The sequence below is a fragment of the Williamsia sp. Y853 genome (assembly GCF_056786495.1).
The window spans coordinates 363,906-388,772 of sequence record NZ_JBXCJC010000004.1 but is presented as its reverse complement, the minus strand read 5'-3'; the positions used below and the strand labels follow the sequence as shown (position 1 = coordinate 388,772).

Annotated in this window: 21 protein-coding genes; 11 read left to right on the top strand and 10 right to left on the bottom strand. The window is 62.5% G+C overall.

Going from position 1 to position 24,867, the window contains the following annotated elements; all coding sequences use genetic code 11:
- The first annotated feature begins 115 nt into the window (after nucleotides 1–115).
- A complete protein-coding gene (locus tag AC1TPF_RS22340) occupies nucleotides 116–295 on the top strand; it encodes a DUF3073 domain-containing protein (RefSeq protein WP_331889125.1) in 180 nt (59 codons plus the stop codon).
- Nucleotides 296–527: 232 nt separating this feature from the next.
- On the opposite strand, the gene purM is transcribed toward AC1TPF_RS22340, so the two are convergent.
- The 3 genes from purM to AC1TPF_RS22325 all read right to left on the bottom strand — a co-directional run bounded on the left by purM (nucleotide 528) and on the right by AC1TPF_RS22325 (nucleotide 3,898).
- A complete protein-coding gene (purM, locus tag AC1TPF_RS22335; RefSeq protein WP_482145346.1) occupies nucleotides 528–1,622 on the bottom strand; it encodes a phosphoribosylformylglycinamidine cyclo-ligase in 1,095 nt (364 codons plus the stop codon).
- Between the two features lie 222 nt (nucleotides 1,623–1,844).
- Entirely contained in the window at nucleotides 1,845–3,398 is a 1,554-nt protein-coding gene (purF, locus tag AC1TPF_RS22330) for an amidophosphoribosyltransferase (protein ID WP_482140718.1), read from the bottom strand.
- Between the two features lie 113 nt (nucleotides 3,399–3,511).
- On the bottom strand, nucleotides 3,512–3,898 hold the full coding sequence (locus AC1TPF_RS22325) for a sterol carrier family protein (protein ID WP_482145345.1): 387 nt from the start codon (nucleotides 3,896–3,898) through the stop codon (nucleotides 3,512–3,514).
- Between the two features lie 121 nt (nucleotides 3,899–4,019).
- On the opposite strand from AC1TPF_RS22325, the gene AC1TPF_RS22320 reads away from it, so the two are divergent.
- The 5 genes from AC1TPF_RS22320 (at nucleotide 4,020) to AC1TPF_RS22300 (ending at nucleotide 9,200) form a co-directional block, all read left to right on the top strand.
- Complete coding sequence (locus AC1TPF_RS22320) at nucleotides 4,020–4,319, top strand: hypothetical protein (RefSeq protein ID WP_482145344.1); 300 nt, start codon at nucleotides 4,020–4,022, stop codon at nucleotides 4,317–4,319.
- A complete protein-coding gene (locus AC1TPF_RS22315; RefSeq protein ID WP_482145343.1) occupies nucleotides 4,316–5,986 on the top strand; it encodes a hypothetical protein in 1,671 nt (556 codons plus the stop codon). The genes AC1TPF_RS22320 and AC1TPF_RS22315 overlap by 4 nt, the downstream gene beginning before the upstream one ends.
- Nucleotides 5,987–6,072: 86 nt before the next feature.
- Complete coding sequence (locus tag AC1TPF_RS22310) at nucleotides 6,073–6,669, top strand: hypothetical protein (RefSeq protein WP_482140725.1); 597 nt, start codon at nucleotides 6,073–6,075, stop codon at nucleotides 6,667–6,669.
- A gap of 25 nt (nucleotides 6,670–6,694) precedes the next feature.
- Nucleotides 6,695–7,399, top strand: coding sequence for a hypothetical protein (locus AC1TPF_RS22305; protein WP_482140727.1), 705 nt, complete (start codon nucleotides 6,695–6,697; stop codon nucleotides 7,397–7,399).
- 163 nt (nucleotides 7,400–7,562) lie between these two features.
- Complete coding sequence (locus AC1TPF_RS22300) at nucleotides 7,563–9,200, top strand: ABC-F family ATP-binding cassette domain-containing protein (protein WP_482145560.1); 1,638 nt, start codon at nucleotides 7,563–7,565, stop codon at nucleotides 9,198–9,200.
- A 22-nt stretch (nucleotides 9,201–9,222) separates the two neighbouring features.
- On the opposite strand, the gene AC1TPF_RS22295 is transcribed toward AC1TPF_RS22300, so the two are convergent.
- Nucleotides 9,223–9,849, bottom strand: coding sequence for a TetR/AcrR family transcriptional regulator (locus AC1TPF_RS22295; protein WP_482140729.1), 627 nt, complete (start codon nucleotides 9,847–9,849; stop codon nucleotides 9,223–9,225).
- Between the two features lie 98 nt (nucleotides 9,850–9,947).
- Between AC1TPF_RS22295 and AC1TPF_RS22290 the strand changes: the two genes are divergently transcribed.
- Genes AC1TPF_RS22290 through AC1TPF_RS22280 form a run of 3 tightly spaced genes read left to right on the top strand, consistent with a single transcriptional unit; the run spans nucleotide 9,948 to nucleotide 13,693 of the window.
- On the top strand, nucleotides 9,948–11,060 hold the full coding sequence (locus AC1TPF_RS22290) for an Rv3169 family protein (RefSeq protein ID WP_482145342.1): 1,113 nt from the start codon (nucleotides 9,948–9,950) through the stop codon (nucleotides 11,058–11,060).
- Nucleotides 11,057–12,127, top strand: coding sequence for a phosphotransferase family protein (locus tag AC1TPF_RS22285; RefSeq protein ID WP_482145341.1), 1,071 nt, complete (start codon nucleotides 11,057–11,059; stop codon nucleotides 12,125–12,127). Before AC1TPF_RS22290 ends, AC1TPF_RS22285 begins: the two co-directional genes overlap by 4 nt.
- A gap of 57 nt (nucleotides 12,128–12,184) precedes the next feature.
- Nucleotides 12,185–13,693 carry a glutamate-cysteine ligase family protein gene (locus tag AC1TPF_RS22280; RefSeq protein WP_482145340.1) on the top strand — a complete coding sequence of 503 codons (1,509 nt, stop codon included), beginning with the start codon at nucleotides 12,185–12,187 and terminating at the stop codon, nucleotides 13,691–13,693.
- Between the two features lie 74 nt (nucleotides 13,694–13,767).
- On the opposite strand, the gene AC1TPF_RS22275 is transcribed toward AC1TPF_RS22280, so the two are convergent.
- Both AC1TPF_RS22275 and AC1TPF_RS22270 read right to left on the bottom strand, forming a co-directional pair.
- Entirely contained in the window at nucleotides 13,768–15,162 is a 1,395-nt protein-coding gene (locus tag AC1TPF_RS22275; protein WP_482140737.1) for an MFS transporter, read from the bottom strand.
- A 558-nt stretch (nucleotides 15,163–15,720) separates the two neighbouring features.
- Nucleotides 15,721–16,749 (bottom strand): AraC family transcriptional regulator, encoded by a 1,029-nt coding sequence (locus tag AC1TPF_RS22270; RefSeq protein ID WP_482140738.1) that lies wholly within the window; start codon nucleotides 16,747–16,749, stop codon nucleotides 15,721–15,723.
- Between the two features lie 178 nt (nucleotides 16,750–16,927).
- Here AC1TPF_RS22270 and AC1TPF_RS22265 point away from each other — a divergent pair, with 178 nt between their 5' ends.
- Nucleotides 16,928–18,328, top strand: coding sequence for an FAD-binding oxidoreductase (locus AC1TPF_RS22265; RefSeq protein WP_482145339.1), 1,401 nt, complete (start codon nucleotides 16,928–16,930; stop codon nucleotides 18,326–18,328).
- 16 nt (nucleotides 18,329–18,344) lie between these two features.
- Here the strand turns inward: AC1TPF_RS22265 and AC1TPF_RS22260 are convergent, their stop codons facing one another.
- On the bottom strand, nucleotides 18,345–19,193 hold the full coding sequence (locus AC1TPF_RS22260) for a phytanoyl-CoA dioxygenase family protein (protein ID WP_482145338.1): 849 nt from the start codon (nucleotides 19,191–19,193) through the stop codon (nucleotides 18,345–18,347).
- 51 nt (nucleotides 19,194–19,244) lie between these two features.
- Nucleotides 19,245–20,045 (bottom strand): nuclear transport factor 2 family protein, encoded by an 801-nt coding sequence (locus AC1TPF_RS22255; protein WP_482145337.1) that lies wholly within the window; start codon nucleotides 20,043–20,045, stop codon nucleotides 19,245–19,247.
- Nucleotides 20,046–20,154: 109 nt separating this feature from the next.
- Here AC1TPF_RS22255 and AC1TPF_RS22250 point away from each other — a divergent pair, with 109 nt between their 5' ends.
- On the top strand, nucleotides 20,155–21,180 hold the full coding sequence (locus AC1TPF_RS22250) for an NAD-dependent epimerase/dehydratase family protein (RefSeq protein WP_482145336.1): 1,026 nt from the start codon (nucleotides 20,155–20,157) through the stop codon (nucleotides 21,178–21,180).
- Nucleotides 21,181–21,268: 88 nt separating this feature from the next.
- Here the strand turns inward: AC1TPF_RS22250 and AC1TPF_RS22245 are convergent, their stop codons facing one another.
- Nucleotides 21,269–22,348, bottom strand: a complete 1,080-nt coding sequence (locus AC1TPF_RS22245; RefSeq protein ID WP_482140748.1) for an NAD(P)H-dependent amine dehydrogenase family protein — start codon at nucleotides 22,346–22,348, stop codon at nucleotides 21,269–21,271.
- Between the two features lie 120 nt (nucleotides 22,349–22,468).
- Nucleotides 22,469–24,748, bottom strand: a complete 2,280-nt coding sequence (purL, locus tag AC1TPF_RS22240) for a phosphoribosylformylglycinamidine synthase subunit PurL (protein ID WP_482140750.1) — start codon at nucleotides 24,746–24,748, stop codon at nucleotides 22,469–22,471.
- Nucleotides 24,749–24,867: the final 119 nt, after the last annotated feature.

Sequence of the window (24,867 nt, the reverse complement as noted above, 5' to 3'; positions counted from 1 at the left end):
CTGGTCCGCATCACCCCTTCGGGCACGGTAGACTGACTTCCACGACCATATTTGTAAACACAGAATGGGGCCGCCACACGTTTGGCCGCCCCTTCATTGCGCGAGGGGGTCCCCAATGGGCCGCGGCCGGGCGAAGGCGAAGCAGACCAAGGTTGCTCGTGAACTGAAGTACAGCTCACCGAACACCGACTTCGACAGCTTGCAGCGAGAGCTGTCGGGCAGCGAATCAGTTGATCCGAACGATGGGATCACTGATGATCGGTGGTCCGATGAAGAAGGGTGGCGGCGGGCCTGATGGCCGTCGTGGGCCCGGTTTGAATCGGGACCCGATACCTTTTTCGACAGCCCCCTGAAGCGCTAGACCTCAGGCGGGCTGTTGGCATATCCCCACCCAGGCGACGTTTGAGCCGACACTGCTCCCTCGCCGACGACATCCCCGATCAGGTCCGGATACGAACTCCCGCCTGAATACAAAAAAGGTTCGGTCGACGCGAACGTCGACCGAACCTCTTCGTTTTCAGGCGCATTCAGAACCGCGGGTGTACGCCCATCAGTTCTGCGATCCCGTTCTTTGCGCTCTTGACCTGCTCTGTCTTGGTCGAATGAGACTTCTTGATCGAGCCGAGCACCCAGCAATCCAGGTGTCGTGCGGTCAGTACCGCCAGCGCCCGATCAGTGTCTTCGGGTGCAACGACCGCGACCATTCCGACACCCATGTTGAAGGTGCGTTCCATCTCGGCGCGTTCCACGCGGCCACGCTGGGCGATCATCTGGAAGATCGGTGCCGGTGACCACGTACCGCGGTCCAGTTCGGCCACCAGACCGCCGGGGATGACGCGGGCGAGGTTCTCTGCCAAGCCACCACCGGTGACGTGCGAGAACGTACGTACATCGGTTTCGGCGGCAAGCGCGAGGCAGTCCTTGGCGTAGATGCGCGTCGGCTCGAGCAGTTCCTCACCGAGGGTCCGTTCGAACTCCTCGACATGACCGCCGAGATCCATGTGGCCCCACTCGAGCAAGACCTTGCGGGCCAGCGAGTAGCCGTTGGAGTGCAGACCCGAGCTACCCATCGCGATGACAACGTCGCCGGGCCGAACACGGTCCGGGGACAGCACGGAGTCGGCCTCGACGATGCCAACGCCGGTGGCAGACAAATCGTAGTCCGACTCGCCCATCAGGCCTGGATGCTCAGCCGTCTCGCCACCGAGCAGGGCGCAGCCGGCTTCGACACAGCCGTCGGCGATGCCCTTCACCAGTTCTGCCACCACTTCTGGCACGACTTTGCCGACCGCGATGTAGTCCTGCAGGAACAGCGGTTCGGCGCCACAGACCACCAGGTCGTCGACGACCATGGCGACCAGATCGCGTCCCACTGTGTCGTGCTTGCCCATCGCCTGAGCGACTGCGATCTTGGTGCCAACGCCGTCGGTGGACGATGCCAGCACCGGTTCGCGGTAGTCCTTGAGTTTGAACAGTCCGGCGAATCCGCCGAGGCCACCCATGACTTCGGGACGCAGGGTGCGCTTGGCATGCGGGGCGAACAGCTGCACTGCCCGCTCGCCGGCGTCGATGTCCACTCCCGCCGCAGCGTAAGAGGCGCCGCCGGGCTCGTTGTCGGTCATCTTGCGTCAGGTTCCCGTTCTCGAAAGGTTGGCAGGAAAATCCTGCCGGGGCGGTGAATAATCCGGCTTCACGCTACCCGAGCGTCGTCAAGCCACTACTGATGGGCGGTTCGAAATCTGCGGGTACGGACATGCATGTACCCGCAGCCGATCTTCGCCGATCCTGATGACACGCGATGTCGAACTGGTCAACCAGCACAGTTTGCGCTGGTTGCCCAGCTCTCACGGACGTCGGACAGCGCTGGCGTTGTCGTTGTCTGCGATGACTTCCTGATCGGTTGCCGTCTTCTTGAGCATGGTCTCGAGGACCGCCTTACCCATCGATGTCTCGCGCGGCAATTCGATCGGGTACTTGCCGTCGAAGCAGGCGGCACACAGATTCGAGGCAGGTTGCTCGGTGGCCGCGATCATCTCTTCGGTGCTGATGTACGCGAGTGAGTCCGCACCGATCGCCTGGCGAACACCTTCGACCAGATGCTCTTCGGAGTCGGTGCCGTTGGCGATCAGTTCGGCCGGAGACGCGAAGTCGATGCCATAGAAGCAAGGCCAGCGCACCGGGCTCGACGCGATCCGCACGTGAACCTCGGCGGCTCCTGCCTCCCGGAGCATCCGGACGAGCGCGCGCTGGGTGTTGCCGCGGACGATCGAATCGTCCACCACAACCAGGCGCTTGCCGCGGATGACCTCTTTGAGGGGATTGAGCTTCAGCCGGATACCCAGCTGGCGAATGGTCTGCGAGGGCTGGATGAATGTCCGGCCGACATAGGCGTTCTTCATCAGACCCTGGCCGTACGGGATACCCGATTCCTGGGCGTATCCAACCGCCGCCGGGGTACCTGATTCCGGAACCGGGATCACCAGGTCGCCATCGGCCGGGAACTCACGGGCGAGGCGACGACCGATTTCGACCCGGGTGGTGTGCACCGACCGGCCACTGATCACGCTGTCGGGACGGGCCAGGTACACGAACTCGAAGACACAGCCTTTGGGCGTGGCCTCGGCGAAACGACTGCTCCGGACGCCATCGGCGTCGATGGCCAGGAGTTCACCGGGTTCGATCTCGCGGACGTAGGAGGCACCGACGATGTCGAGGGCGGCGGTTTCGGACGCCACCACCCAGCCGCGATCGAGGCGTCCCAGACACAGCGGGCGCACGCCGTGCGGATCGCGCGCGGCGTACAGGGTGTGCTCATCCATGAAGGTGAGACAGAAGGCTCCGCGCAGCGTCGGCAGCAATTCCATCGCGGCCTGCTCGAGGGTTGCGTCCGCAGCGCCGTGGGCGAGCAAGGCGCCCACCACGTCGGAATCCGAGGTCGCGCCACCGGCCCGACGAGAACCCATCAAGCCGAGATCGCGTGCCTTACTGGCCAGGTCGGCGGTGTTGACGAGGTTTCCGTTGTGTCCCAACGCAACACCGGTGCCGGCAGCGGTGGTCCGGAAAATCGGCTGCGAGTTCTCCCACGTGGTCGACCCCGTGGTGCTGTATCGGCAATGCCCGATTGCAACGTGGCCCTGCATGGCGCCGAGCGTCTGCTCATCGAATACCTGGGACACCAGACCGAGGTCTTTGAAGACAAGTACTTGGGATCCGTCGGCCGTCGCGATGCCGGCGGCCTCTTGTCCCCTGTGCTGCAAGGCATATAGGCCGTAATAAGTGAGTTTTGCCACATCCTCACCAGGTGCCCAGACACCGAAAACACCGCATTCCTCACGCGGTTCGTTCTCTGGCTGGTCGGCATCGAGCAGATTCTTGCTGTTTATCGACAGCTCGGTCACTGGCACTCCCGTTGGTGGGCTGGTGGAGGGCGTACGAGCGAGTCTACGGGCACGAGATTCACCATTGCGAATCGCTACGGCGTGTCGTTGCCCGCACGGGACGGGTGTCGATGTCACACGCGCAGCAATGGCAGCCAATGAACGATCTCGGTTGCGCGGCTTCCGGACGCGGAAACCCTGCCGTCCGCAAGCGCGCCTGAGAGATCCAGTTGACCGGTTGCCAGCAGCAACCAGGTGCGGGGATCGGTCTCGACAACGTTCGGTGGGGTGCCGCGCGTGTGGCGAAGTCCTTCGATGCACTGGACCGCCACGAACGGCGGCACCCGCACCTCTACCGAGCCACCCGGCGCGAGTTGGGCGAGGGTTCGCGCGGTCATCCGGACAGCGTCGGCGATCTCTTTCCTCGTCGGCTCGACGGCTTCGGGGTCACGCAGCCACGGCGCCACGGTTTTGACGGCTGTTCGCATTGCGGCCGGGTCTACCGACTTATGAGGTGCCACAAACACATCGTGGCACCCACTCACCGCCGCACGGAACCGCGGACTCTCCCGCGCCGTCCAAATCGGGATATACGGTGAGCAGACGCGGTCACCGGGGGGTGCTCGTATGGGGGGACATCCGATGCCATTGTTCGAAACAGATACTGCGGCGACCCGCACTGATGCCGGCCGCTATCGCGCACTCGGCGCCGAGATCAACACCATCGACGCCTCAGCCTCCACCACAGGCATCGCGGAGTCGTTGCCCGGTTCGAAAGCCGGTGTCACCGCGGCGCGTAGCGGATCTGCGGTGGATACCGCGTACAGCGCGGTGGCGACCCGATTGTGCGCGTATGCCGATGCCTCGGTCGCGGCCACTGAAACCTTCGACAACACTGAAGTGAACTCGGCAACCACGTTCAAAGCGCTGCGGCTGCAGTGACCTACACCGTCAGCGGCGTCAGGAAATGGCAGCCCTCATTGTTGAGCGACGCTGCAACAAGCCTTGAGACGTCCAACATCGACTTCGAGTCCAAACTGGACTCCGCGCGTTCGGTAGCTCTGAACCAATACCAGTCGTCGGATGGGCACACCGCCGAAGCGGCGTGGCAGAAAGCCGAAAAAGACCATCGGCTCGGTATTCGCGTAGCCGATACAACAGACAAGGTGATCGAAGCACTCCGATCCGGCGCGACCCGGCTGCAATCGGTCCGCGACAATGCGCTCCCCAACGTCACTGCCGCAGTGCTGAGCAACTTCGAGGTCAGCGACGACTGGAAAGTCGGCGCGTACGGCATCGCGGGGCCGTATACAGCCGACGAGCTCGACAAGCAGGACGAGGATCGGAAGGCATTTCAAGAAGCCATCGATGCAGCCTTGCAACAACTCGCCGATGAAGACGATGCGGTGGCTTTTGCACTCGACGGCGCCAACGATGAAGTGGACGCCACGAAGGGCGATGTGACGGCGGGCCGCGACTACGCTCCACCGTCTTTGGTGGGCTTGACGCCCGAGCAGGCCAAGACCGTTTTGGACGACCCACGGTTCCAGGAATGGGTGAAGAACCACCCGGATGCGGCAAAGCCGGTCCTGGACACGGCGTTTGATGCCGGCTTGGTTCCAAAAGAGGGCTATGGAGAGTTTCTCCAGAACTATTGGCTGCGAGAGTCACTAGAAGAGGCTGGAATCGATCCATCGCAATGGGATCCGTCGAAGGGCACCGAATACAACACCGAGACGATCACCAAGGTCTACGAGTACTACGGTCAGCTCTTCCTCGATCATCCCGAGCTGCAGTGGGCGGGGATGGCCAACATGATCGGCCCGTCATTCGCCGGAGGCTTTTACGATTTGGCAACGATGCGTGACATCGCGAAAGGCATCCAAGGCCCCGCCGGCGCAGCACTCCCATCAGAAATCGCACCGATGACCAAAGCTCTCGCGGCCCTGAGCGATCCGGAGATCGCCTACTACGAGCAGAAGTTCCTGAGCATGCAGAAGGAGATCTTCGAGGATCAAGCCCCCATGCACGAGGCATACCTCCACGGCGGGACCGCAGAAATCGACCGGATGCGGCGCGCAGCCCTCATCGACCCTGACACAGGTCGTGCGTGGCATCAGATAGACGACGGGGTCACACAAGACAATTCTGCGCTCATCGCCAGCGGAAATACCCAGCTACTTCATCGCGAACAGTTCGACATCATCGCTGACGACTATGAGGAAATGCGGAACCATCCCGTGACGGGCGAGGCAATGACGTGGATGTTGACCACCGTAGGCACACCATCCATACCCGGGGCTCATGCCTACCCTGAGTTGTATCCACACGACTTTGAATTGGAAAACAGGAGATACATCCCCGGTGCGGTGACTGTGCAAACGCCATTCCCAGAAGGAAATATTGCCGACGAGAATCAACGGTGGCGACTCATCACGGAGGACACTCTGCCTGCATATCAGCGTCTACTCGCGGAAGATCCGAATGAAGCCCGCCGGATTGTCGGCTCCGATTTTGATGCCCGAGTCGACGAGCAACGACTCGATAACCAAATGGGCGGCATCCTCAGCAGGTTGCTCACGGACTGGAAGTTTGATCCCCATTGGTGAAATCAGCGCAAGTCCTAGTAATTTTGGTGACAGTCATCGGATTGTTGGCCGCATGCACAGCCACCGCCGACAACAAGGAGAACCCCGTGACATCCACGTCAGACTCCCCTGGCCCCCTTGAGTTCTCGTTGCTTACCGACGAGGGCGTACAGCAGATCAAGGACAGCCGGCGCGCGCGTTTCGATTTCCGCGACCTCACCCTCACCAACACAGACGCCGGACTCCCTGCCGACTACAACAAAGACGTGATCATCGGCGGCGCAGGAAAACCCGACATCGAACTCACCTTCCTCGGCCCCGACGCCCAAGACACCGTCACCACCAAAACCATCTGGATCACCCACTACGGCGGCGAACAGTTCGAAGACCTCATCTTCTGGCGCTCCTTCGACACCCCCGAAGCCGCACAACAAGAACTCGCGCAAGTCACCGCACGCTGGGGAATCCTCCCCGAAAACGTGGAGATGTGGACAAGCATCGCGAGCAAGGCCGGCGAAGACAAAGAAAAAAGGAGCTTGGGCTCCGGAATCGGACCCACCGGACTCATCATCGACATGAACGCCAGCATCAAAAACGGCGTCCAGGTATTTCAGTACTACGTCAACCTCAGCCCACGCACTTACAACCCGGAAAACATCGACAGCATCCGAACCACCGGCATCAGCACTCGCCCCGTGAGCTGACCTGCACACACAGACGACCAACGACATGCCGATCAAAACCAGCCAACGATGTGCCATAGCAATGGTGACCGCCCTCATCTGCCTGCTGTCCGCCTGCACAATCACGAAAGTCGATCAGGAAGCGAAAGCAATTTCGTTGGAGCCGAAACTCCCGGGACAGCCTGGATTTTCACTCCTCTCGACCGCCGGCGTCAAGCAAATCCGAGACAGCCGGCTCACGCGCTTTGACCTTCGAGACCACACAATAACCAATGCAGAGGTAGGACTTCCGGCCGAGCACAAACGAGACGTGATCATCGGCGGCGCAGGAAGACCCGACATCGAACTGACGCTGGTCGGACCCGACGCCGAAGAAACCGTCCGCACCCAAACTATTTGGGTAGCGAATTCTCGCGACGGGCAGTTCAACTACATAACCTTCTGGAGATCGTTCAGTAGTCCTGAAGATGCGCGACAGGAACTCGCCGAAATCTCCGCCCGCTGGGGAATACTCCCCGCAAATGTCGACTCCTGGACGGAAATAGCAGCCAACGCTCGCGAAGATAAGAAAGAAAAGCAAAATCTCGGATCCGGAATCGGTCCGACCGGCCTCATCGTCGATCTGAACGCGAGCATCAAAAACGGTGTTCAAGTCTTCCAATACTTCGTGGTCCTCAACGCCAAAAACTACACCCCAGAGAACATCGAGAACATTCGCACCACGGGCATCGGCGAGATCGTAGCCAACTGAGCCAATACACATGCGCACGTCCTGGCCTAGGAAGGTGAGCTCGATGTCGAAATTGCCAGCACCGCCGAGTCCGTTGACCGACCGCCCACGGCGTTGCGGGTCTGCAATGACGCACCGACTACCCTCGTGAAGAGAACCTGCATTTCGAAGGAGCGTCACCACCATCAGCGCCACCCTGCACACCACCGGACTCACAGCCGGTCACGGCGAACGAACGTTGTTCTCCGATCTCGACCTCACGGTGGCCGACGGCGACGTCTTCGGTCTGGTCGGCGCGAATGGCGCCGGCAAATCAACGCTGCTGACGCTGCTCGCCGGAGTCGGATCAGCCGACTTCGACGGCACCATCACGTTGAGCCCGCCGGACGCCGAGGTCGGCTACCTCGCGCAGGAAGCGGAACCGACGCCGGGCGAGAAAGTCTGCCAGTTCCTCGCTCGACGGACGGGCGTCGCACAGGCACAGTCGGCGATGGACGCCGCGGCCGAAGCCTTGGGCGAGGGCGGCGACGACCTCTACTCCCCTGCGCTGGACCGCTGGCTGCACCTGGGCGGGGCCGACTTCGACGAACGGGCCGATCAGGTCGCGGCAGACCTGGGTCTGACCGTCGACCTCGATCTGCCGATGTCGGCGTTGTCCGGTGGTCAGGTGGCGCGGGCAGGGCTGGCCGCACTTCTGCTGTCGCGCTACGACATTCTCCTGCTCGATGAACCGACCAACGACCTCGACCTCGACGGCCTCGCGCAACTCGAGGACTTCGTGTCGAGCTCGCGGACGCCGATGGTCGTCGTCAGTCATGATCGCGAGTTCCTGGCACGCACGGTCACCGGCATCGTCGAGCTCGACCTCGCCCAGCAGCAGGTGTCGGTGTATTCCGGTGGCTATGAAGCCTTTCTGGTCGAACGTGAAGTCGCCCGTCGCCACGCCCGCGAAGCATACGACCAGTATTCCGACACCAAAGACGCGCTGACCGATCGCGCTCAGATGCAACGTAATTGGATGGAACACGGTGTCCGCAATGCGCGGCGCAAATCCAAGGACAACGACAAGGTCGGCAAGGGCCTGCGGCTGGAATCAACCGAGAAGCAGGCGTCGAAGGCCAGGCAGACCCAACGTCGCATCGAACGGCTCGAAGAGGTCGCAGAGCCCCGCAAGGAGTGGGAGCTCCGCATGGAAATCGCGGCCGCGCCTCGTTCGGGCACCGTCGTCGCCACCCTCAACGAAGCGACGCTCACCCGTGGCGAGTTCACGCTGGGTCCGATCAGCACCCAGGTCGACGCCGGCGATCGGATTGTCATCACCGGCGCCAACGGATCCGGAAAGTCGACGCTGCTGTCGTTGCTCCTCGGCGGGCAGGCACCCGACTCGGGTTCGGCGTCGCTGGGCTCGGGGGTGCAGATCGGCGAGGTCGATCAGGCTCGGGGATTGTTCACCGGCGACACCGCACTTGCCGAGGCGTTCGGCGCCCAGGTCCCCGATCAGACCGATGCGGACATCCGAACCTTGCTGGCCAAGTTCGGATTGAAGGGTCATCACGTCACCCGCCCAGCCGACTCGCTGTCACCAGGTGAACGGACGCGCGCAGCGCTGGCCCTGCTGCAGGCACGCGGTGTCAACTTGCTCGTGCTCGACGAACCCACCAACCACCTGGACCTACCTGCCATCGAGCAGCTGGAGCAGGCGGTTGAATCCTTTTCCGGCACAGTCCTGTTGGTGACCCACGACCGGCGAATGCTGGCCACCGTCCGGGCCACGCGGCGCTGGCAACTGGCGGACGGCAAGTTGACCGAGACGTTGGCCTGAGCCGAAGGCGAGGTACCGGGCCCTAGGTTCGGCGACGCCGGGTCCGCGGCTTCCAGGTCGAGTAGGCCAACGCCGTGAGCGCGTCCGCAGTCCGGTCACAGAACGCCTCCTGCCCGGTCAGACCAACCGTCAACGCTCGGATGGCCGTTGTCGCAACAAGGAGATCGAAGACCGCGTCGGCCCGCTTCTCCAGCGCCTTCGCGGGCATCTCGGGTAGGTCGCCGCGCAGTAGATCCCGCATCATGATCCGGACGTCGCGCTCAGATCGGTTGACGAGACGCTCGTAGAGATCCTCCTCATGCTGGTAGGCCAGCATGAGACCCGGAATCGCCGCTCGCGCAACGGGATTTGCGAAATGCTGCAAGAACAGCAATGCCCAGGTCCGCAGGTCGTCCCACAGGTCACCGGTGGCCTGTGGGACCACACCCGATTCGGCCGTGCCGAATGCGGCGTCCTCGATCAGCGCCTCCCGGCGTGCCCACCGGCGGTAGATGGTCGGCGCCCCCACCCCCGAGCGCCGGGCGATCGCGGTAATCGTCGCCGCCTGAAAGCCGCCCTCGACCAGTAGATCCCGCGCGGCCTGAAGGACATCGACGTCCTTCTGAGGATCACGTGGACGACCGGGTTGCGGCTGGGCAGAAGTGGTCACCCGATGAAAGTACCGCAAAACGACCATTCAATTACGTTCCATGCCCTAACGTATTGTCCGTCGCCCCCAGAGGTCGCCCCGAAGAAGGAGACTGCGCCGTGTTGACACCCAACGACGAGATCTTGGCTCACCAATTGCCGACCACGTTCGACCACGTATCGCAGAGTGATCTGCGCTGGGTGGAACGCGTTGTGATGTACGGATTCGACAAATCCGGCGACATCAATGTGATGACCGGAATGGCCCGCTACCCCAACCGCAACGTGACCGATGCCTATGCGATGATCACCAAACGCAACGGCCCGGCCAAGGTGATCCGAATGTCCACCACACTCAATCCCCAGACCGGCGGACTCGGGGAATACACGATCGGCCCATACACCTACACAATCCAAGAACCGTTGCGCCGGGTGCGAACTCAGATCTCCCCTAACAGCCAGGGATTGAGCCTGGATTTGAGCATGACCGGACAATTCGACGCCTACGAGCAGACCGCCGCGTTTCATCGGGTCCGCGGGCGCGTCTCGGAGGACGCCCGCCGGTTCTATCAGAACGGTCTGGTCGAAGGCTGGATCGACATCGACGGTGAGCGCATCGAAATCGATCCGCAGCGCTGGTGGTTCGGCCGTGACCACTCGTGGGGGATCCGCAGAGGCGGGGGCGGCGGCCTCCCCGATGGCACCGAACTCCAGCCCACCGATCTGCCCGAAGGTGTCCTCTACTACATGGGGATCTTCCAATTCGACGACGAGCTGGTGCATTTCGCGCAGCGCGAGAACAGCGACGGGTCGAGATGGCAGTTCGAGGGTGAACTGCTCTACCCCATCGATTCCGGGCGCCCACACGAGGCGATCATCGATGTCGAGCACGACCTCAAGTTCCGTGATGATGCGCGCGTTGTGTCCGGTGGAACGTTCACGATCGTCCGTGGAGACCGTTCGACCAGCACCATCGAGGTGCGCCCGATGACCGACTTCTGGCCCGGGCTGGCCGGTTACGACCACTACAACGGCTACGCCAGCGGCTACTACCGCGGTGACGACTTCCTCGACGGTTTCACGGTGAACACCAACGACGCAGAGGCGTTGGCGCCCGTTCGGATGCTCAGCGAGACTTTGTGCGAGGTCCGGATGGATGGCAAGGTCGGGCACGGATTGGTCGAGATGGTCTTCATGGGCGCCTATCCGCGCTACGGATACACGGGCTGGTGACGCCGGTGTTGCCGTCACGGTTGTCGGCCGATGAGCTCCCGGCTGCACTCGAAGCCGTACTACGACACAGGTTTCCGTCCGCCAATCGCGCGACCATCGCCAACTGGAGAGCCGCCGAACAGGGTTTTTCCACCGAGACGTACCTGTTCGATCTGGTTGACGTTGACATTGAACCGACAGCGACCGCACAACCGGAATCGCAGGGACTGGTGTTCCGGCGACCACCCGACTTCGCGGTCCTGCCGGACTTCGATCTCCGGCGGCAATACCTGGTGATGGAACGACTCGCCGATTCCGCGGTCCCGGTACCGAGAATGCGGTGGATCGACGCAGAGGGAATCGATTTGGGCACGCCCTACTTCGTCATGGACCGCATCGATGACGTCGTCACCGTCAGTGACGTACCCGCATACCACCAACAGGGCATCTTTGCCGACACCGACGATGTGGGCCGGGCACGGCTATGGAACGGATGCGTCGACCTGATCGCCCGGGTCCACCAGATCGACACCACCGAAAGGCGCCTGGGTTTCCTGGATCTCAGCAAGTTCGGCACGACGCCACCGCAGCGTTTGGTCAACTTCCTGAGATACGCGCTCAATTGGGCAGGCGACGGCGGTCCCCTACATCCAGGCTTGGCGCAGGCACTCGATTGGGCCGACAACCATCTGTACGAACCTTCTCGAGTCACGTTGTGCTGGGGCGATTCCCGGATGTCGAACGTCCTCTACGCCAACACCGACCACCATCCTGTCGCTGCCCTCGATTGGGAGATCGCCTACCTGGGAGACCCGGGTGCCGACCTCGCATGGATGTTTCTAACCGATTGGGTCAGCAGTCCGCTGGAGAACCACAGTTCGGTGAGCGGAACGCCGTCACGCGAAGCGACATTCGAACGATACGAGCGACTCACCGGAACGCGGCCGACAAATATGCTGTTCAACGATGTCACCGCTGCGCTACTTCTGGCCGTTCCCCTGATCAGGCTCAACACGAAACTCGAACTCGACGGTATCGATCTCGCCGACATCTGTGCCCAGCGCCTCGAGACAGTACTCGGCGGCTGACGTCCACCCGCGACCGGACATCCACGTGCACCCGGCATTCCGTGGCACGATGGGACGATGGGCACGGATGTCGGCAAGCGCGAATTCAGCCGCGAGGACAGACGACGGTTTCGTCAGCAGGTCGGAAACTGTACGGAGGCGGTCGCCCGCATGCTCGCGGACGGACTGTTCACCGACCAGGGTAATCCGCCCGAACCGTTGCTCGGCATGGAAGTCGAACTCAATCTTGTTGACCGTGCGATGAATCCGGCGATGTCGAACGCAACGGTGCTCGAAGCGATCGCCGATCCCGACTACCAGACCGAGTTGGGCCAGTTCAACATCGAGATCAATGTGGCACCGAGACCCTTCGTCGGCGCCGACACCGTCTCGCTCGAATCAAGCCTGCGCGATTCGCTCAATCAGGCCGAGGCCAAGGCCGCGACCACCGATAACCATCTGGTGATGATCGGCATGCTGCCAACCCTGCGGCAAGAGCACTTTGCGCATCAGTGGATTTCGGCGAACCCACGCTATGACCTGTTGAACCAGCAGATCTTTGCTGCCCGCGGCGAGGACATCGAACTCGACATCACCGGTGTGCCACTGGTGCCCGGCGACCGTCCCGACCGTCTGCAGACATCGATCGATTCGATCCTGCCCGAGGCCGCGTGCACGTCGCTGCAATTGCATCTGCGTGTTGCCCCCGAGAGCTTCGCCGACCATTGGAATGCCGCTCAGGTGCTGTCCGGGGTGCAGGTGGCACTCGCAGGCAACTCGCCGTTCCTGGCCGGCAAGGCCCTGTGGCACGAGAGCCGCATCCCGGTTTTCGAACAGGCCACCGACACCCGCCCACAAGAGCTCATCAACCAGGGAGTCCGGCCGCGGGTCTGGTTCGGAGAACGTTGGATCACAACCATATTCGACCTTTTCGAGGAGAACACCCGGTACTTTCCAGCCTTGCTACCGGTGGTGTCGGACGACGACCCGCTGGCACAGTTGGAAGCCGGTGAGATACCTGAACTGACCGAACTCCGAATGCACAACGGAACCGTGTACCGGTGGAATCGACCGGTCTACGACGTCGTCGACGGGCAGGCGCATCTGCGCATCGAAAATCGTGTCCTGCCTGCCGGACCGACCGTACTCGACGTCATGGCAAATACAGCGTTCTACTACGGGGCCCTGCGCGGACTCGTCGACGCCGATCGTCCGATCTGGTCACAGATGACGTTCAATGCAGCAGCAGAGAATCTCCACACCGCAGCGCGCGACGGTATGGATTGCCAACTGTATTGGCCGACAGTCGGATGGGTACAACCCGATGAGTTGGTGTTGCGCCGGTTGCTGCCACTCGCGGAAGAAGGTTTGCAGGCATTCGGTGTCGCGGCCGACGTCCGCGACCGATACCTGGCCATCATCGAGGGCCGCGCGGTCACCGGGCAAACCGGTTCGGTGTGGCAACGTGCGTGTGTGGCAGCCAGGGAAGAGGCCGGCGACAGCCGCGACGTTGCACTGAGCGGCATGCTCAGTGAGTACATCGAACGCATGCACGATGGTGCGGCCGTGCACACCTGGGATCTGTGACACCCCTCGGTCTGCCCGGCCGCACCCGGTGAACCTGCACGCGACCTTCTGTCACGTCCGGGCCACGCTGTCCGCTACCGGGTGACCACCGGCTCCGGCTCGAACGATTGTGCATGCTTGGCCGGATCCAGCAACCCACTCACCTTGAGCCCGACCATCGTCAGGCCGGCAAAGATCAGCACGCCGCCGGCGACCCACATTCCGCTGTTCTCCGAGCCAGTGGCGTCGGTGAGTCCTCCGGTTATGTAGGGCGCAGCAAATCCGGATAGGTTCGCGAGCGAGTTGATCAACGCAATTCCGGCGGCCGCTCCGACTCCGGTCAGGAACTCGCCAGGGATCGTCCAAAAGACCGGGTAGGCAGCAAACACTCCGATTGCGGTCAGAGAGATCACGACCATGACAGCGATCGGCGATCCCAGATAGAGCGCGATGGGGACAGTGAGCCCGGCAAGGAATACCGGTGCCGCGACGTGCCACGCCCTCTCATACTTCCGATCCGAATGTCGCGTCCAATACACCATCGCCAGCGCTCCGAAGAAGAACGGGATGGCCGTGATGAGGCCGGTCTGAAACAGGTTGAAATCGGTCCCGAACGTCTCCGAGAATCCGGCGATGATCGACGGCAGAAAGAAGCTGAGTGCGTAAATCCCGTAGCCGACACCGAATTCCACGAGTGCGAGTCCGAGTACGAGTGGACTGGTCAGGACGCGTCGGAGAGTCCACGGATTTCCGGCTTCGGTTTCCTTTGCATCCGCATCCATCGTTGCTGTCAGCCACTCACGCTCTTCTGTGTCGAGCCACTTCGCGTCCGCAGGCCGGTCGGTCAGATAGAACCAGCACACGATTCCCAGGATCACCGCGGGCACGCCCTCGACCAGGAACATGATGCGCCAACCCGAGAATCCCATGAAGTCATGGCTGTATTGCATGATGGCCGTGGACACCGGAGCTCCGACCACCGCGGATACCGGAACCGCGAGCGCGAACAGTCCAATCGCCTTGGCCCGCTGGCGTCGCGGGAACCAAAATGTCAAGTACAAGATGACACCTGGATAGAAGCCCGCCTCGGCAATCCCGAGGAGGATTCGCACGACGTACAGCGCACCTTCACTGTTCACAAAGGCCATTGCCATGGCAACGATGCCCCAGGTCACCATGATCCGGGCAACCCATCGGCGCGCACCGAACTTGTGCAAGGCCAGGTTGCTCGGGATCTCGAACAAGAAATACCCGATGAAGAACAGACCGGCGGCGAGGCCGTAGGCAGCCTCGCTGAGACCCAGGTCCGCACTCATTTCCAACTTTGCGAACGCAATATTCGTTCGATCCACGTAGTTGATGAAGAACAGAACCGCGATGAACGGGATCAAACGGCGCGACACTTTTCGCATCACACGCTCGCCGAGTACATCGATTTCAGTGTCGGCCTGTCCCCCAGGTTTCACGCCGACCTGCTGCTTGTTTGCCATTTCCGTTTCCTTAACCAGTAGCGGACATTTGAGGGGTAGGGGAATTTCACCCGGATAGATCGGTTCCAGACATGCATCAGCCACTCCACAACTTCACGAAAGTAAAGAATCAGTAAAGAGTTTCCGGGTGTCTTCAGTTAGAAATAGACGACATATTCATGGCTGCAAAAAGATGCCACCTAAAGTTGCAGGCCGCCACGAATGCACCCCGACCAGATTCTGCCACCGAGGAGTGGACCGGAGTCCAGGTCCACGCGTTGCATGCACTGCGTCCGTACTTGCATGCCAAATCCTTTCCAGAGTCCCAATTTTCACCCGCTCTGGGGTCCCAACGATGCTGTGCAGGTTGCCGATAGTGAGTCTTGCATACAATCTGCCGTCAGGTGGTTTCTTTTGCGTTACGTCTAATCGACTCGTCGCAATGCACCGCGTAACCCCACCATTTCGGTTTGATCTTTTTATCGCGGCGCGCGGTCCATCAAAAATCAGACACCCGATTGCGGCATTGAAAATGTCCAGCAAGATGGGGTAAAACGAAATCTCGGCGCCAGTAACTGGTCACTCAACCGAGGTCCACGACCTGCGGCCCGACCAGTCATCCGCGCACAGCGCCACATCTCCCGCGCCCTTTCGTCGCCAAGCGCCCGGAGCTTCCCCGACAGAGCGTTTGAAGGCCCGGTTGAAGGCCGATTCGGATTGATATCCAACAGCATTCGCGGCCTGCGCAACACTGAGTGAACCGTTCTGCAGCAATCGCGCAGCGAGCTGGAACCGCCATCGGGCAAGGTAGGTCATCGGCGGCACCCCCACGTAGGCGGTGAACCGATCGGCAAACGACGATCGGGACATCGCCACCTCGTGGGCCAGGCCTTCGAGCGTCCACGGCTCGGCGAACCGACCGTGGATGAGCCGCAGTGCCGAACCGACGTCGGGGTCGCGAATGCCGGCCGCCCAGTTGCGAGCGTCCGGAGTCAACCCGTCGATGTGTGCACGGAGCGCTTCCACGAACATCAATTCCGACAATTTCGCCAGCATCGCCTCCTGCCCGGCGTTGCGACCGTCACTCGCCTCGATGGCCGCGTCGAGCAGCCGCGACATCCAACCCCAGCTACGACTCGACACGGGGGCGTGGACCATTCTCGGCAACGATTCGAGCAACGGGTTGAACGGATGCCGGTCACAGGCGAAGTAGCCACACACGATCCGACAGCGATCGGCGTTGGTGTCGCCGTTGATGTCGATGACGAACGGCAGGGCTTCAGTCAACGGCCGGTAGTACCGAGACAGGTCCGGCTGCCCGCGGAGGCCTTGAGCCGATGCGAGCAGGTGTGCCTCGCCGCTGGAGACGATCACCATCTCACCGGCCCGCAGCAACTGCGCGGGTTCGGGCTCGTCGACCGTCTCGACCCAACAAGAACCAAGAGTCAAGACGTGGAAGGCGATCAGATGTTCGGCGTCCGTCGCGATCTTGGCAGCGATCACATCGGTGGGCGGACTCTCGAGAACGAAGGGCGAACGGGCATCGATGTCGAAGTACACCGCACCGGTCAACCGCACAGCGAGCAAAACGTCGGATAGGACGTCCATGGCGTGACTCCCGGACGATCGGACAACTCTCCCGGACGTGCGGCAAAGACCGAGTCGCTCCGTGGACGTACGGGCAAGTCCTTCGGCGTATTGGGCATTCCCGCACGTCACCGCTGCTTCGTACCGTTCAACTACCCAGTCTCCCACCATGTGAGTCCGTACAGAAGGAGCGCACCAAATGTCCGCTATCGAAGCCACCCCGGATGCCGTCATCTCCGAGTTACGCCAGACCGTTCGCGGTCCGCTGATCGGTCCCGGGGACCCTGAATACGACGAGGTGCGGAAGGTTTACAACGGGGCCATCGACCGCCACCCGGCGGCTGTTGCCTGCGTCGCGGATGTCGCCGACGTGATCGCCTGCGTCAACTTTGCGCGCCGCCATCAGATCCCCATCGCGGTCCGCGGCGGCGGTCACCACGGTGCCGGGTTCAGCGTGTGGGATGACGCCCTGGTGATCGACTTCCGCACGCAGCGCTCTACCACCGTCGACCCGAAGGCAGGCACCATACGCGTGGACGCCGGATGCACCTGGGGCGACGTGGATCATGCCAACGCGGCATTCGGGAGGGCCACACCGTCCGGTTTCGTCTCCACAACCGGAGTTGCAGGACTGACACTAGGTGGTGGTACCGGTTATCTCACAAGGCATTTCGGGCTGACCATCGACAATCTACTATCCGCCGACGTTGTGTTGGCCGATGGGTCCTTTGTGACCGCAAGCGCCGACAGCCAACCCGATCTGTTCTGGGCGCTGCGCGGCGGTGGCGGCAACTTCGGCGTGGTCACCTCGTTCACATTTCAATCTCACCCGGTGGGTGACGCCGGCGAGGTCATCGGTGGGCCGGTCCTCTACGACATTGCCGATGCCGAGGAGGTCTTCAGGTGGTACCGCGACCTCATCCCGACGCTGCCCGACGAGCTGAACGGCTGGATCGGTGTCCTGGAGGTGCCCGGCGGGCCACCCTTCCCCGAGGAGCTGTGGGGCCGAAAGGTCTGCGGGATCGTGTGGTGTTATTCGGGGCCGCACCAGCAGGCAGACCAGGTCTTGGCGCCTGTTCGGGACTTCGGCTCACCGCTTCTGTTCGGCCTGGCACCGATGCCGTTTCCCGTGCTTCAGAGCGCGTTCGACGGCCTGCTGCCCACGGGCTTGCAGTGGTACTGGAAGGCCGACATCTTCGAGGAGATCACCGATACCGCGATCTCACTTCACCACCGGTACGGCGAAGCCCTCCCGTCGTCTCTGTCGACAATGCACCTGTATCCGATCAGCGGCGCTGCCGAGCGTGTCGCCGCGGACGCAACCGCCTTCCCCTACCGCAACGGCGGATGGAACGGAGTCATCGCAGGCATCGATCCCGATCCCGCCAATCTGGGACGCATCACAGAGTGGGCCAAGAACTACTGGGAGGAACTGCACCCGACCTCTGCAGGCGGCGGCTATGTGAACATGATGATGGACGAAGGTCGCGAGCGCGTTCAGGCCGCCTACCGCGGCAACTACGATCGGCTCGTCGAGATCAAGCGGAAGTACGACCCGCACAACCTCTTTCGGATCAATCAGAACATCGTGCCGACCTGATCCCCGACGCGACTGGCTACCGTGCCGCGTTCTTGATGAACTCTTCTACTCCCGCAGCAGGTTTGGTGCCGCCGAAGTAGCCGCCGCGGACATGCCGACGTTGGGTGTTGTCGTCGGTGGCCCTGGCCGCGGAGTGCCAGAGATAGGCGTCGTGGAAGATGATGTCGCCGCGTTCGGCGTAGATCCCGACCTCACCGCGGATCTTCTCGAAACCCAGCGGCATCTCGAAAGGTGGCTTACGGCTGGTCCGTCCGCCGGAAGCCTGGGCAGTATCCGGAACGGGTACGCCGTTGACGTTGCGGTACGGAGCCGGGGTGTCCCACAGATGGCTGCCCGGCACCACCCGCAGGAAGCCGTTGGCCGGACTGGTTCCGTCGACGTGCAGGGTGAATGCCGTACCGGGCCAGACGTCCAGACTGGGGCTGGACTGCCAATCCGAATGCCATCCGATCCGGGTGTATCCGGATTCCTTGCCGGGACGGGCATCCTGATAGACAACGCCGTATTGCTCATGTTCGCGTAACCAGGAATCGGGGCCGAGCAGTCGGTTCATGACGTGCCGCATCACCGGACCGGTGATCGCGGAATCAACAGCGGGCGATACCTCGCTGACGTATTCGACATAGTTGGCAAACTTCTCGGCTTTGGCGGCCTCATCGAGGAATATGGTCGACCCGTATCGGGCATCCATTTCCCCGGCGATCACACCACGTTGCGCAGCAACACATTCCGATTCGATGGCGTCGACGTCGGACGCACTCAACGCACCCCGCAGGGTGGCATATCCATACATGTCATAAAACCAGACCAGGCCCTCGAGATCGTCGGGACCGAAGACGCCTGGTGTGGAAAGCGGTGCAGCCATGGACCAGACTTTAGGCCCGCAACGGCAATCCGTCAGCGCAAGTGCCCTCGATCACTCATCGAACACCAGCTCGACGGCCGATATCCGCGCGCGATCGGCCCCAAACACAAAGAGGCCGACACCCTTCCGATCGCCGACGACCAGAGCGACGGCGACCGTGTTGCCTGCCGCCAGCAGCTTGTGCGACCGGACGCCCCGGAGCGATCCCATGACGTGATCAACGCCGACGGCGTCACCACCGAGCACCACAACTGGCGCGGTGGGATCCAGATGCCGGCGAGCGGTCGCCAGATCCCCCCGTGCCGCGGCGTCGAGGAACTTCCCGACGGTCGCCTTCGCCGTGGCACCGACCCGCCGAAACCCCTCGGCAAATCCGATTGCGCCCCGGACACCTTGATTCCGAAGCAATGCTGCGGTCAGCCTCGCGCCGACCGGCACCGCGGCCACACCACAGCGCGCGAACTGCCTGATCATCCCCGGCAGTTCCCAATAGGCCGCAAGCCGCGTGATGCGCAGATCGTCTCCGCACTCAGACAGGTCGTACCGAATGAAGACGGGTACCCGCAGCGTCACCTTCGGCGACATCTCGACTTCCAGTTCGAGGTCACGAACGACGGTGCGCTCCACCACGAAGTCGGCGTCGCGATGAAAGGTGATGTTCCGTGGACCGATGAAGGTGTCATAGAAGCGCCGGATCTCGGAGCCGCCCGAGTGAATCCGTGACCCCACCGGATCGTTGACGACGCCACCGTCGACGAACAATCCGACCCACTCGTCGCGGTCGTGGGCACCAGCGGCGGCCGGCGAACGTTCAACAAGTGAAAGCATCCGATCCCGGCCGTATGTCGCCATCGGTTGACACCATCTTCCTCAAATCTAGAACGTGTTCTACTCTCAAAGTAGAACACGTTCTAGATGTCGAAGTCGGCGACTTGTTGCCACTCAACCGAAAGTGATCCTGATGAAAGTTGCTGTGACCGGCGCTGCCGGGTTTGTTGGTCGTAATCTCCTCGACCAGTTGGTCACCCGCGGCGACACCGTGGTGGCGATCGATCGACAACAGCCGGCCACAGCTCCCGACATCGCAGGCGTCGAATGGGTCAGCGCCGACATCCTCGACCCAGCGGCCCTGACCACCGCTTTCGACGGAGTCGATATCGTGTACCACCTGGTCGCGGTCATCACCCTGCGCCACAACGACGAGAACGCCTGGCGCATCAACACCGAAGGCGTCCGGAATGTTGCCGAGGCCGCGCTCGCTGCCGGGGTCCGGCGGATGGTGCACTGCAGTTCGATCCATTCGTTCGACCAATACCTGTGCGGCGGACAGATCAACGAGGTGTCGGTCCGATCCGACAATCCGGCGCTCCCGGTGTATGACCGCTCCAAGTGGGCAGGCGAGCAGGAACTGCACCGGGTCATCGCCCGCGGTCTCGACGCCGTCATCTGCAATCCCACCGCGGTGTACGGTCCCGCCGATCATGCACCGTATTCGCGAATCAACGGAATGCTGCGTGATTCTGCGCGTGGTCGTGTTCCCGCACTCATCACCGGCGGCTTCGATCTGGTCGACGTCCGAGATGTCGCGGCCGGGCTGATCCTGGCCGGCGAACGCGGCGTCTGCGGCGAAAACTACCTACTCACCGGCGAAATGGTCGAGATGATCGAGGCCTTTCGGATGGTGGCTCGCGAAGCCGGGCGCCGCGGTCCGGCCCACGCCTTCCCGATGGGCTGGGTGCAGGCGATCCTGCCCGTGGCCGAACCGATCTGCAAGTTGTTCGGTTCCGACCTCGTATCCAAGGCTGCACTTGGTTCGTTGGAGGCCCAGCCCGTGGTCGACGGAACGAAGGCTCGCTCCGAATTGGGTTATGCACCAAGATCTGTCGCCACAACGATGCGCGACTACGCCGACTTCCTCGTCGACACCGGGCAACTCCAGCGGCGCCGGCCGATCACGGTGCCGCGACGGGCGAGAGCTTTCGCCTGACCGCCCATCGCAGCCGAACTCCCACCACCCATCGGCACTTGCCGGTGGGCGGCGGGAATTCGAGTGCGTGAGGATCGATGCGATCGGCTCAGTCCTTGGTCACCAGTCCACGACCGGTGATCTGCGGGAGGTCGATCGCGGTGAGCAGTCCGGGCTGCGCGTCCACCACGGCTTCCACCGCGTTCACCAAACGCATTGCGGTGACCAACATTCCGGAATCGTTGTGGTCACCGTTCTCGCCGTGGTGTACAAAGTCGACAGTCATCACCGGGTCGCCTTTGATCTCGATGCGGTAGCAGCCATCGCCGTTGCCCGGGCTCGGCCATTCGGGCTGAGCATCGCGCTGTGTCCGGGTGACGTGTTCGAGGACGATGCGCGGCACTCCGTTCACGGTCCCGATCACCTCGAAACGCACCGCGGCCATAGTGTCTTTGGCGATGTGACAGGAGGCGATGTCGTAGTCGTTCTCCGCCGGACGACGGTCGATCTTCTCCACCAGCGGCTCATCGAGGGTCACGTCGAGACCGGCCGCGAGTTGTCGCACCACCGGCCCCCAGGCCAGCGACAGAACTCCCGGCATCCACAGCATCGACTGGGTGTCCATCGGTTTGCCGAAGCCGAACAACTCGGTCATGGTCATCGGCTGGTAGTACGTCGAATAGTCGGCGATCTCGGCGACGCGCAGCTCGTCGATCCGCTTCGAGAGCGACGTCATCGCCAGCGGCAGAACATCATTGGCGAAGCCCGGATCGATACCGTTGACGTGCAGGGTGGCATTGCCACCGCGGGCCGCACTGCGGATGCGCTCGTTGAGCTCTGCCGGCAGCACACCGTCGGGGTACACCAGGGCGACCGGACCGGAGGAGACCACATTGATCCCGGCCTCGAGGAACCCGATGAGGTCGTCGATCGCTTCCATGATGCGGTCGTCGGTCATCGCGCCGTGCACGATGCAATCGGGCCGCAGCGCCAACAGCGCTTCTTTGTCATCGGTGGCCGCGATACCGAGGTCTCGGCCGAGTCCGGCCAGTTCGCCGACGTCCTTGCCGACCTTGTCCGGGTTCGACACCCATACCCCGACCAATTCGAGCTCGGGGCGGGCCAGAACCCCCGCTATCGCCAGTTTTCCGATGGTTCCGGTGGACCACACCACAACACGCAACGACACCACAGACCTCCGAACGCAGGAACTAGAACGCGTTCACCCTAGCCTGCCCACAACCGAAAATGTGCCCTTTTGGCGAACAAAACCCCAGGTGGGGACCGCCAAAAGAGCACATCATCGGGGTCAGGAGAAGAGTTTGGGAAGCGTTCCCTCGAAGGCCTCGCGCAACTCGGTGAGCGGCACGGTGAAGGCATCCTGGACCTCGACGGAGTCGCTGCCCTGATCAACGACACCGATGCGAGTCCACGGCATCTGCCGGGCATCGAGCATCCCGCAGAAGCGCACCTCTTCGGAGCGCGGCACCGCGACCAGTACCCGGCCGGACGACTCGGAGAACAGCCAGACAAACGGATCGGCGCCCTCGGGCAACACGATCCGGCATCCGGTCTCACCCGCCAGCGCGGCCTCGATCACGGTCTGCGCGAGGCCACCCTCGGACAGGTCATGCGCTGCCGACACCAGACCGTCACGCGATGCGGCGGTGAGGATTTCGCCCAACAGACGCTCACGCTCGAGGTCGACGGCGGGCGGCGTGCCACCGAGATGATCGTGCGCGACCTGCGACCAGATCGATCCGTCGAACTCGTCGTGCGTGTCACCCAACAGGATCAGCGTTTCGCCGATCTCGGTTCCGAAGCCGGTCGGGATCCGCCGACGGACATCATCGATCACTCCCAGGACACCGACCACAGGGGTGGGCAGGATCGCCGTGGCGCCGGTCTGGTTGTAGAAGCTGACGTTGCCGCCGCAGACCGGGATGCCCAGTTGCGCACAGCCGTCGGCCAATCCGCGGACGGCCTGCTGGAACTGCCACATCACGGCCGGGTCCTCGGGCGAACCGAAGTTGAGGCAGTTGGTGACCGCCTTGGGGGTGGCGCCACTGACCACGACGTTGCGGTAGGCCTCGGCCAGTGCCAGCTGCGCGCCGCGGTACGGATCGAGATAGGTGTAACGACCGGAGGCGTCGGTTGCCAAAGCGATTCCGCGACCGGAGGATTCGTCGATGCGGATCATTCCGGAATCGGCATTCTCGGCCAGCACGGTGTTGCCGCGGACGTAGCGGTCGTACTGCTCGGTGATGAACCGACGACTACACAGAGCCGGTGACGAGATCATCTCCAGCAGGGTGGCCCGCAACTCATCCGGCGACACCGGACGCTTGAGATCTTTTGTGCTCGAAGCGATCACATCGTCTTGCCAATCCGGACGGGTGACCGGACGCTCGTAGACCGGTCCGTCGTGTGCCACGGTGCGCGGCGGTACGTCGACCACGGTTTCGCCGTGCCAGGTGATCTCGAGATGTTCGCCGTCGGTGACCTGACCGATATCGGTGGCCAGCACGTCCCACTTGCGGCAGACCTCCATGAACGCCTCGACGTTCTCAGGGGCGACCACCGCGCACATCCGCTCCTGCGACTCGCTGGAGAGGACCTCGGCCGGGGTCATGCCGGTGGCCCGCATGGGCACCTTTTCGAGTTCGATGTGCATGCCACCGTCGCCGGCCGCAGCCAATTCCGAGGTCGCACAAGACAGTCCGGCACCACCGAGATCCTGGATACCGATGACGATGCCGGCCTTGTAGAGATCAAGGCAGCACTCGATCAGCACCTTCTCGGTGAACGGATCGCCCACCTGGACCGCAGGCAGCTTCTTCGGTCGGCCACCGGCACTGTCGTCGAACGTCTCCGACGCAAGGACGGACACACCGCCGATACCGTCGAGACCGGTCCGGGCGCCGAACAGGATGATCCGGTTGCCTGCACCCGACGCGAACGCCAGATGCAGGTCTTCGACCCGCATGACACCGGCACACAGCGCGTTGACCAACGGATTGCCCGCGTACGACGCATCGAAGACCGTCTCGCCGCCGATGTTCGGCAGGCCGAGAGAGTTGCCGTAACCGCCGACGCCGCGGACCACACCGTCGACCACCCGGCGGGTGTCGGGGGCATCGGCCGCACCGAAGCGAAGCTGATCCATGACCGCGATCGGACGGGCACCCATCGCCATGATGTCGCGGACGATGCCACCGACACCGGTCGCGGCACCCTGATACGGCTCGACGTACGACGGATGGTTATGCGATTCGACCTTGAACGTGACCGCCCAGCCATCACCGATGTCGACAACGCCGGCGTTCTCACCGATCCCGGCGAGCATCGATGACCGCATCTCGTCGGTCGTGGTCTCGCCGAAGTAGCGCAGGTGCACCTTGGATGACTTGTACGAGCAATGCTCGGACCACATCACCGAGTACATCGCCAATTCGGCGGCGGTCGGACGGCGACCAAGGATCTCGCGGATCCGCTGATACTCATCATCCTTCAGGCCCAGCTCACGATATGGCTGCGACTGATCAGGGGTATCGGCGGCGACAGAAACGGTATCTAGGTCTGCACTCACGAGAACAGTCTAGGTGGTGCCGCGCCGCCCGCTGACCACGCCGTCTCCGAGGGCCGGCCAACTGCACAGTTCTCTGTGCTCTCGGAGACCCGAACCGGCCAGGTGCCGGGTAGTCTGTG

Coding starts and splice junctions, on each gene's coding strand:
- AC1TPF_RS22305 (WP_482140727.1), top strand. CDS start 6,695: ATGCCGATCAAAACCAGCCAACGATGTGCCATAGCAATGGTGACCGCC.
- AC1TPF_RS22265 (WP_482145339.1), top strand. CDS start 16,928: ATGTCCGCTATCGAAGCCACCCCGGATGCCGTCATCTCCGAGTTACGC.
- AC1TPF_RS22320 (WP_482145344.1), top strand. CDS start 4,020: ATGCCATTGTTCGAAACAGATACTGCGGCGACCCGCACTGATGCCGGC.
- AC1TPF_RS22255 (WP_482145337.1), bottom strand. CDS start 20,045: ATGGCGACATACGGCCGGGATCGGATGCTTTCACTTGTTGAACGTTCG.
- AC1TPF_RS22340 (WP_331889125.1), top strand. CDS start 116: ATGGGCCGCGGCCGGGCGAAGGCGAAGCAGACCAAGGTTGCTCGTGAA.
- purM (WP_482145346.1), bottom strand. CDS start 1,622: ATGACCGACAACGAGCCCGGCGGCGCCTCTTACGCTGCGGCGGGAGTG.
- AC1TPF_RS22275 (WP_482140737.1), bottom strand. CDS start 15,162: ATGGCAAACAAGCAGCAGGTCGGCGTGAAACCTGGGGGACAGGCCGAC.
- AC1TPF_RS22280 (WP_482145340.1), top strand. CDS start 12,185: ATGGGCACGGATGTCGGCAAGCGCGAATTCAGCCGCGAGGACAGACGA.
- AC1TPF_RS22260 (WP_482145338.1), bottom strand. CDS start 19,193: ATGGCTGCACCGCTTTCCACACCAGGCGTCTTCGGTCCCGACGATCTC.
- AC1TPF_RS22250 (WP_482145336.1), top strand. CDS start 20,155: ATGAAAGTTGCTGTGACCGGCGCTGCCGGGTTTGTTGGTCGTAATCTC.
- AC1TPF_RS22270 (WP_482140738.1), bottom strand. CDS start 16,749: ATGGACGTCCTATCCGACGTTTTGCTCGCTGTGCGGTTGACCGGTGCG.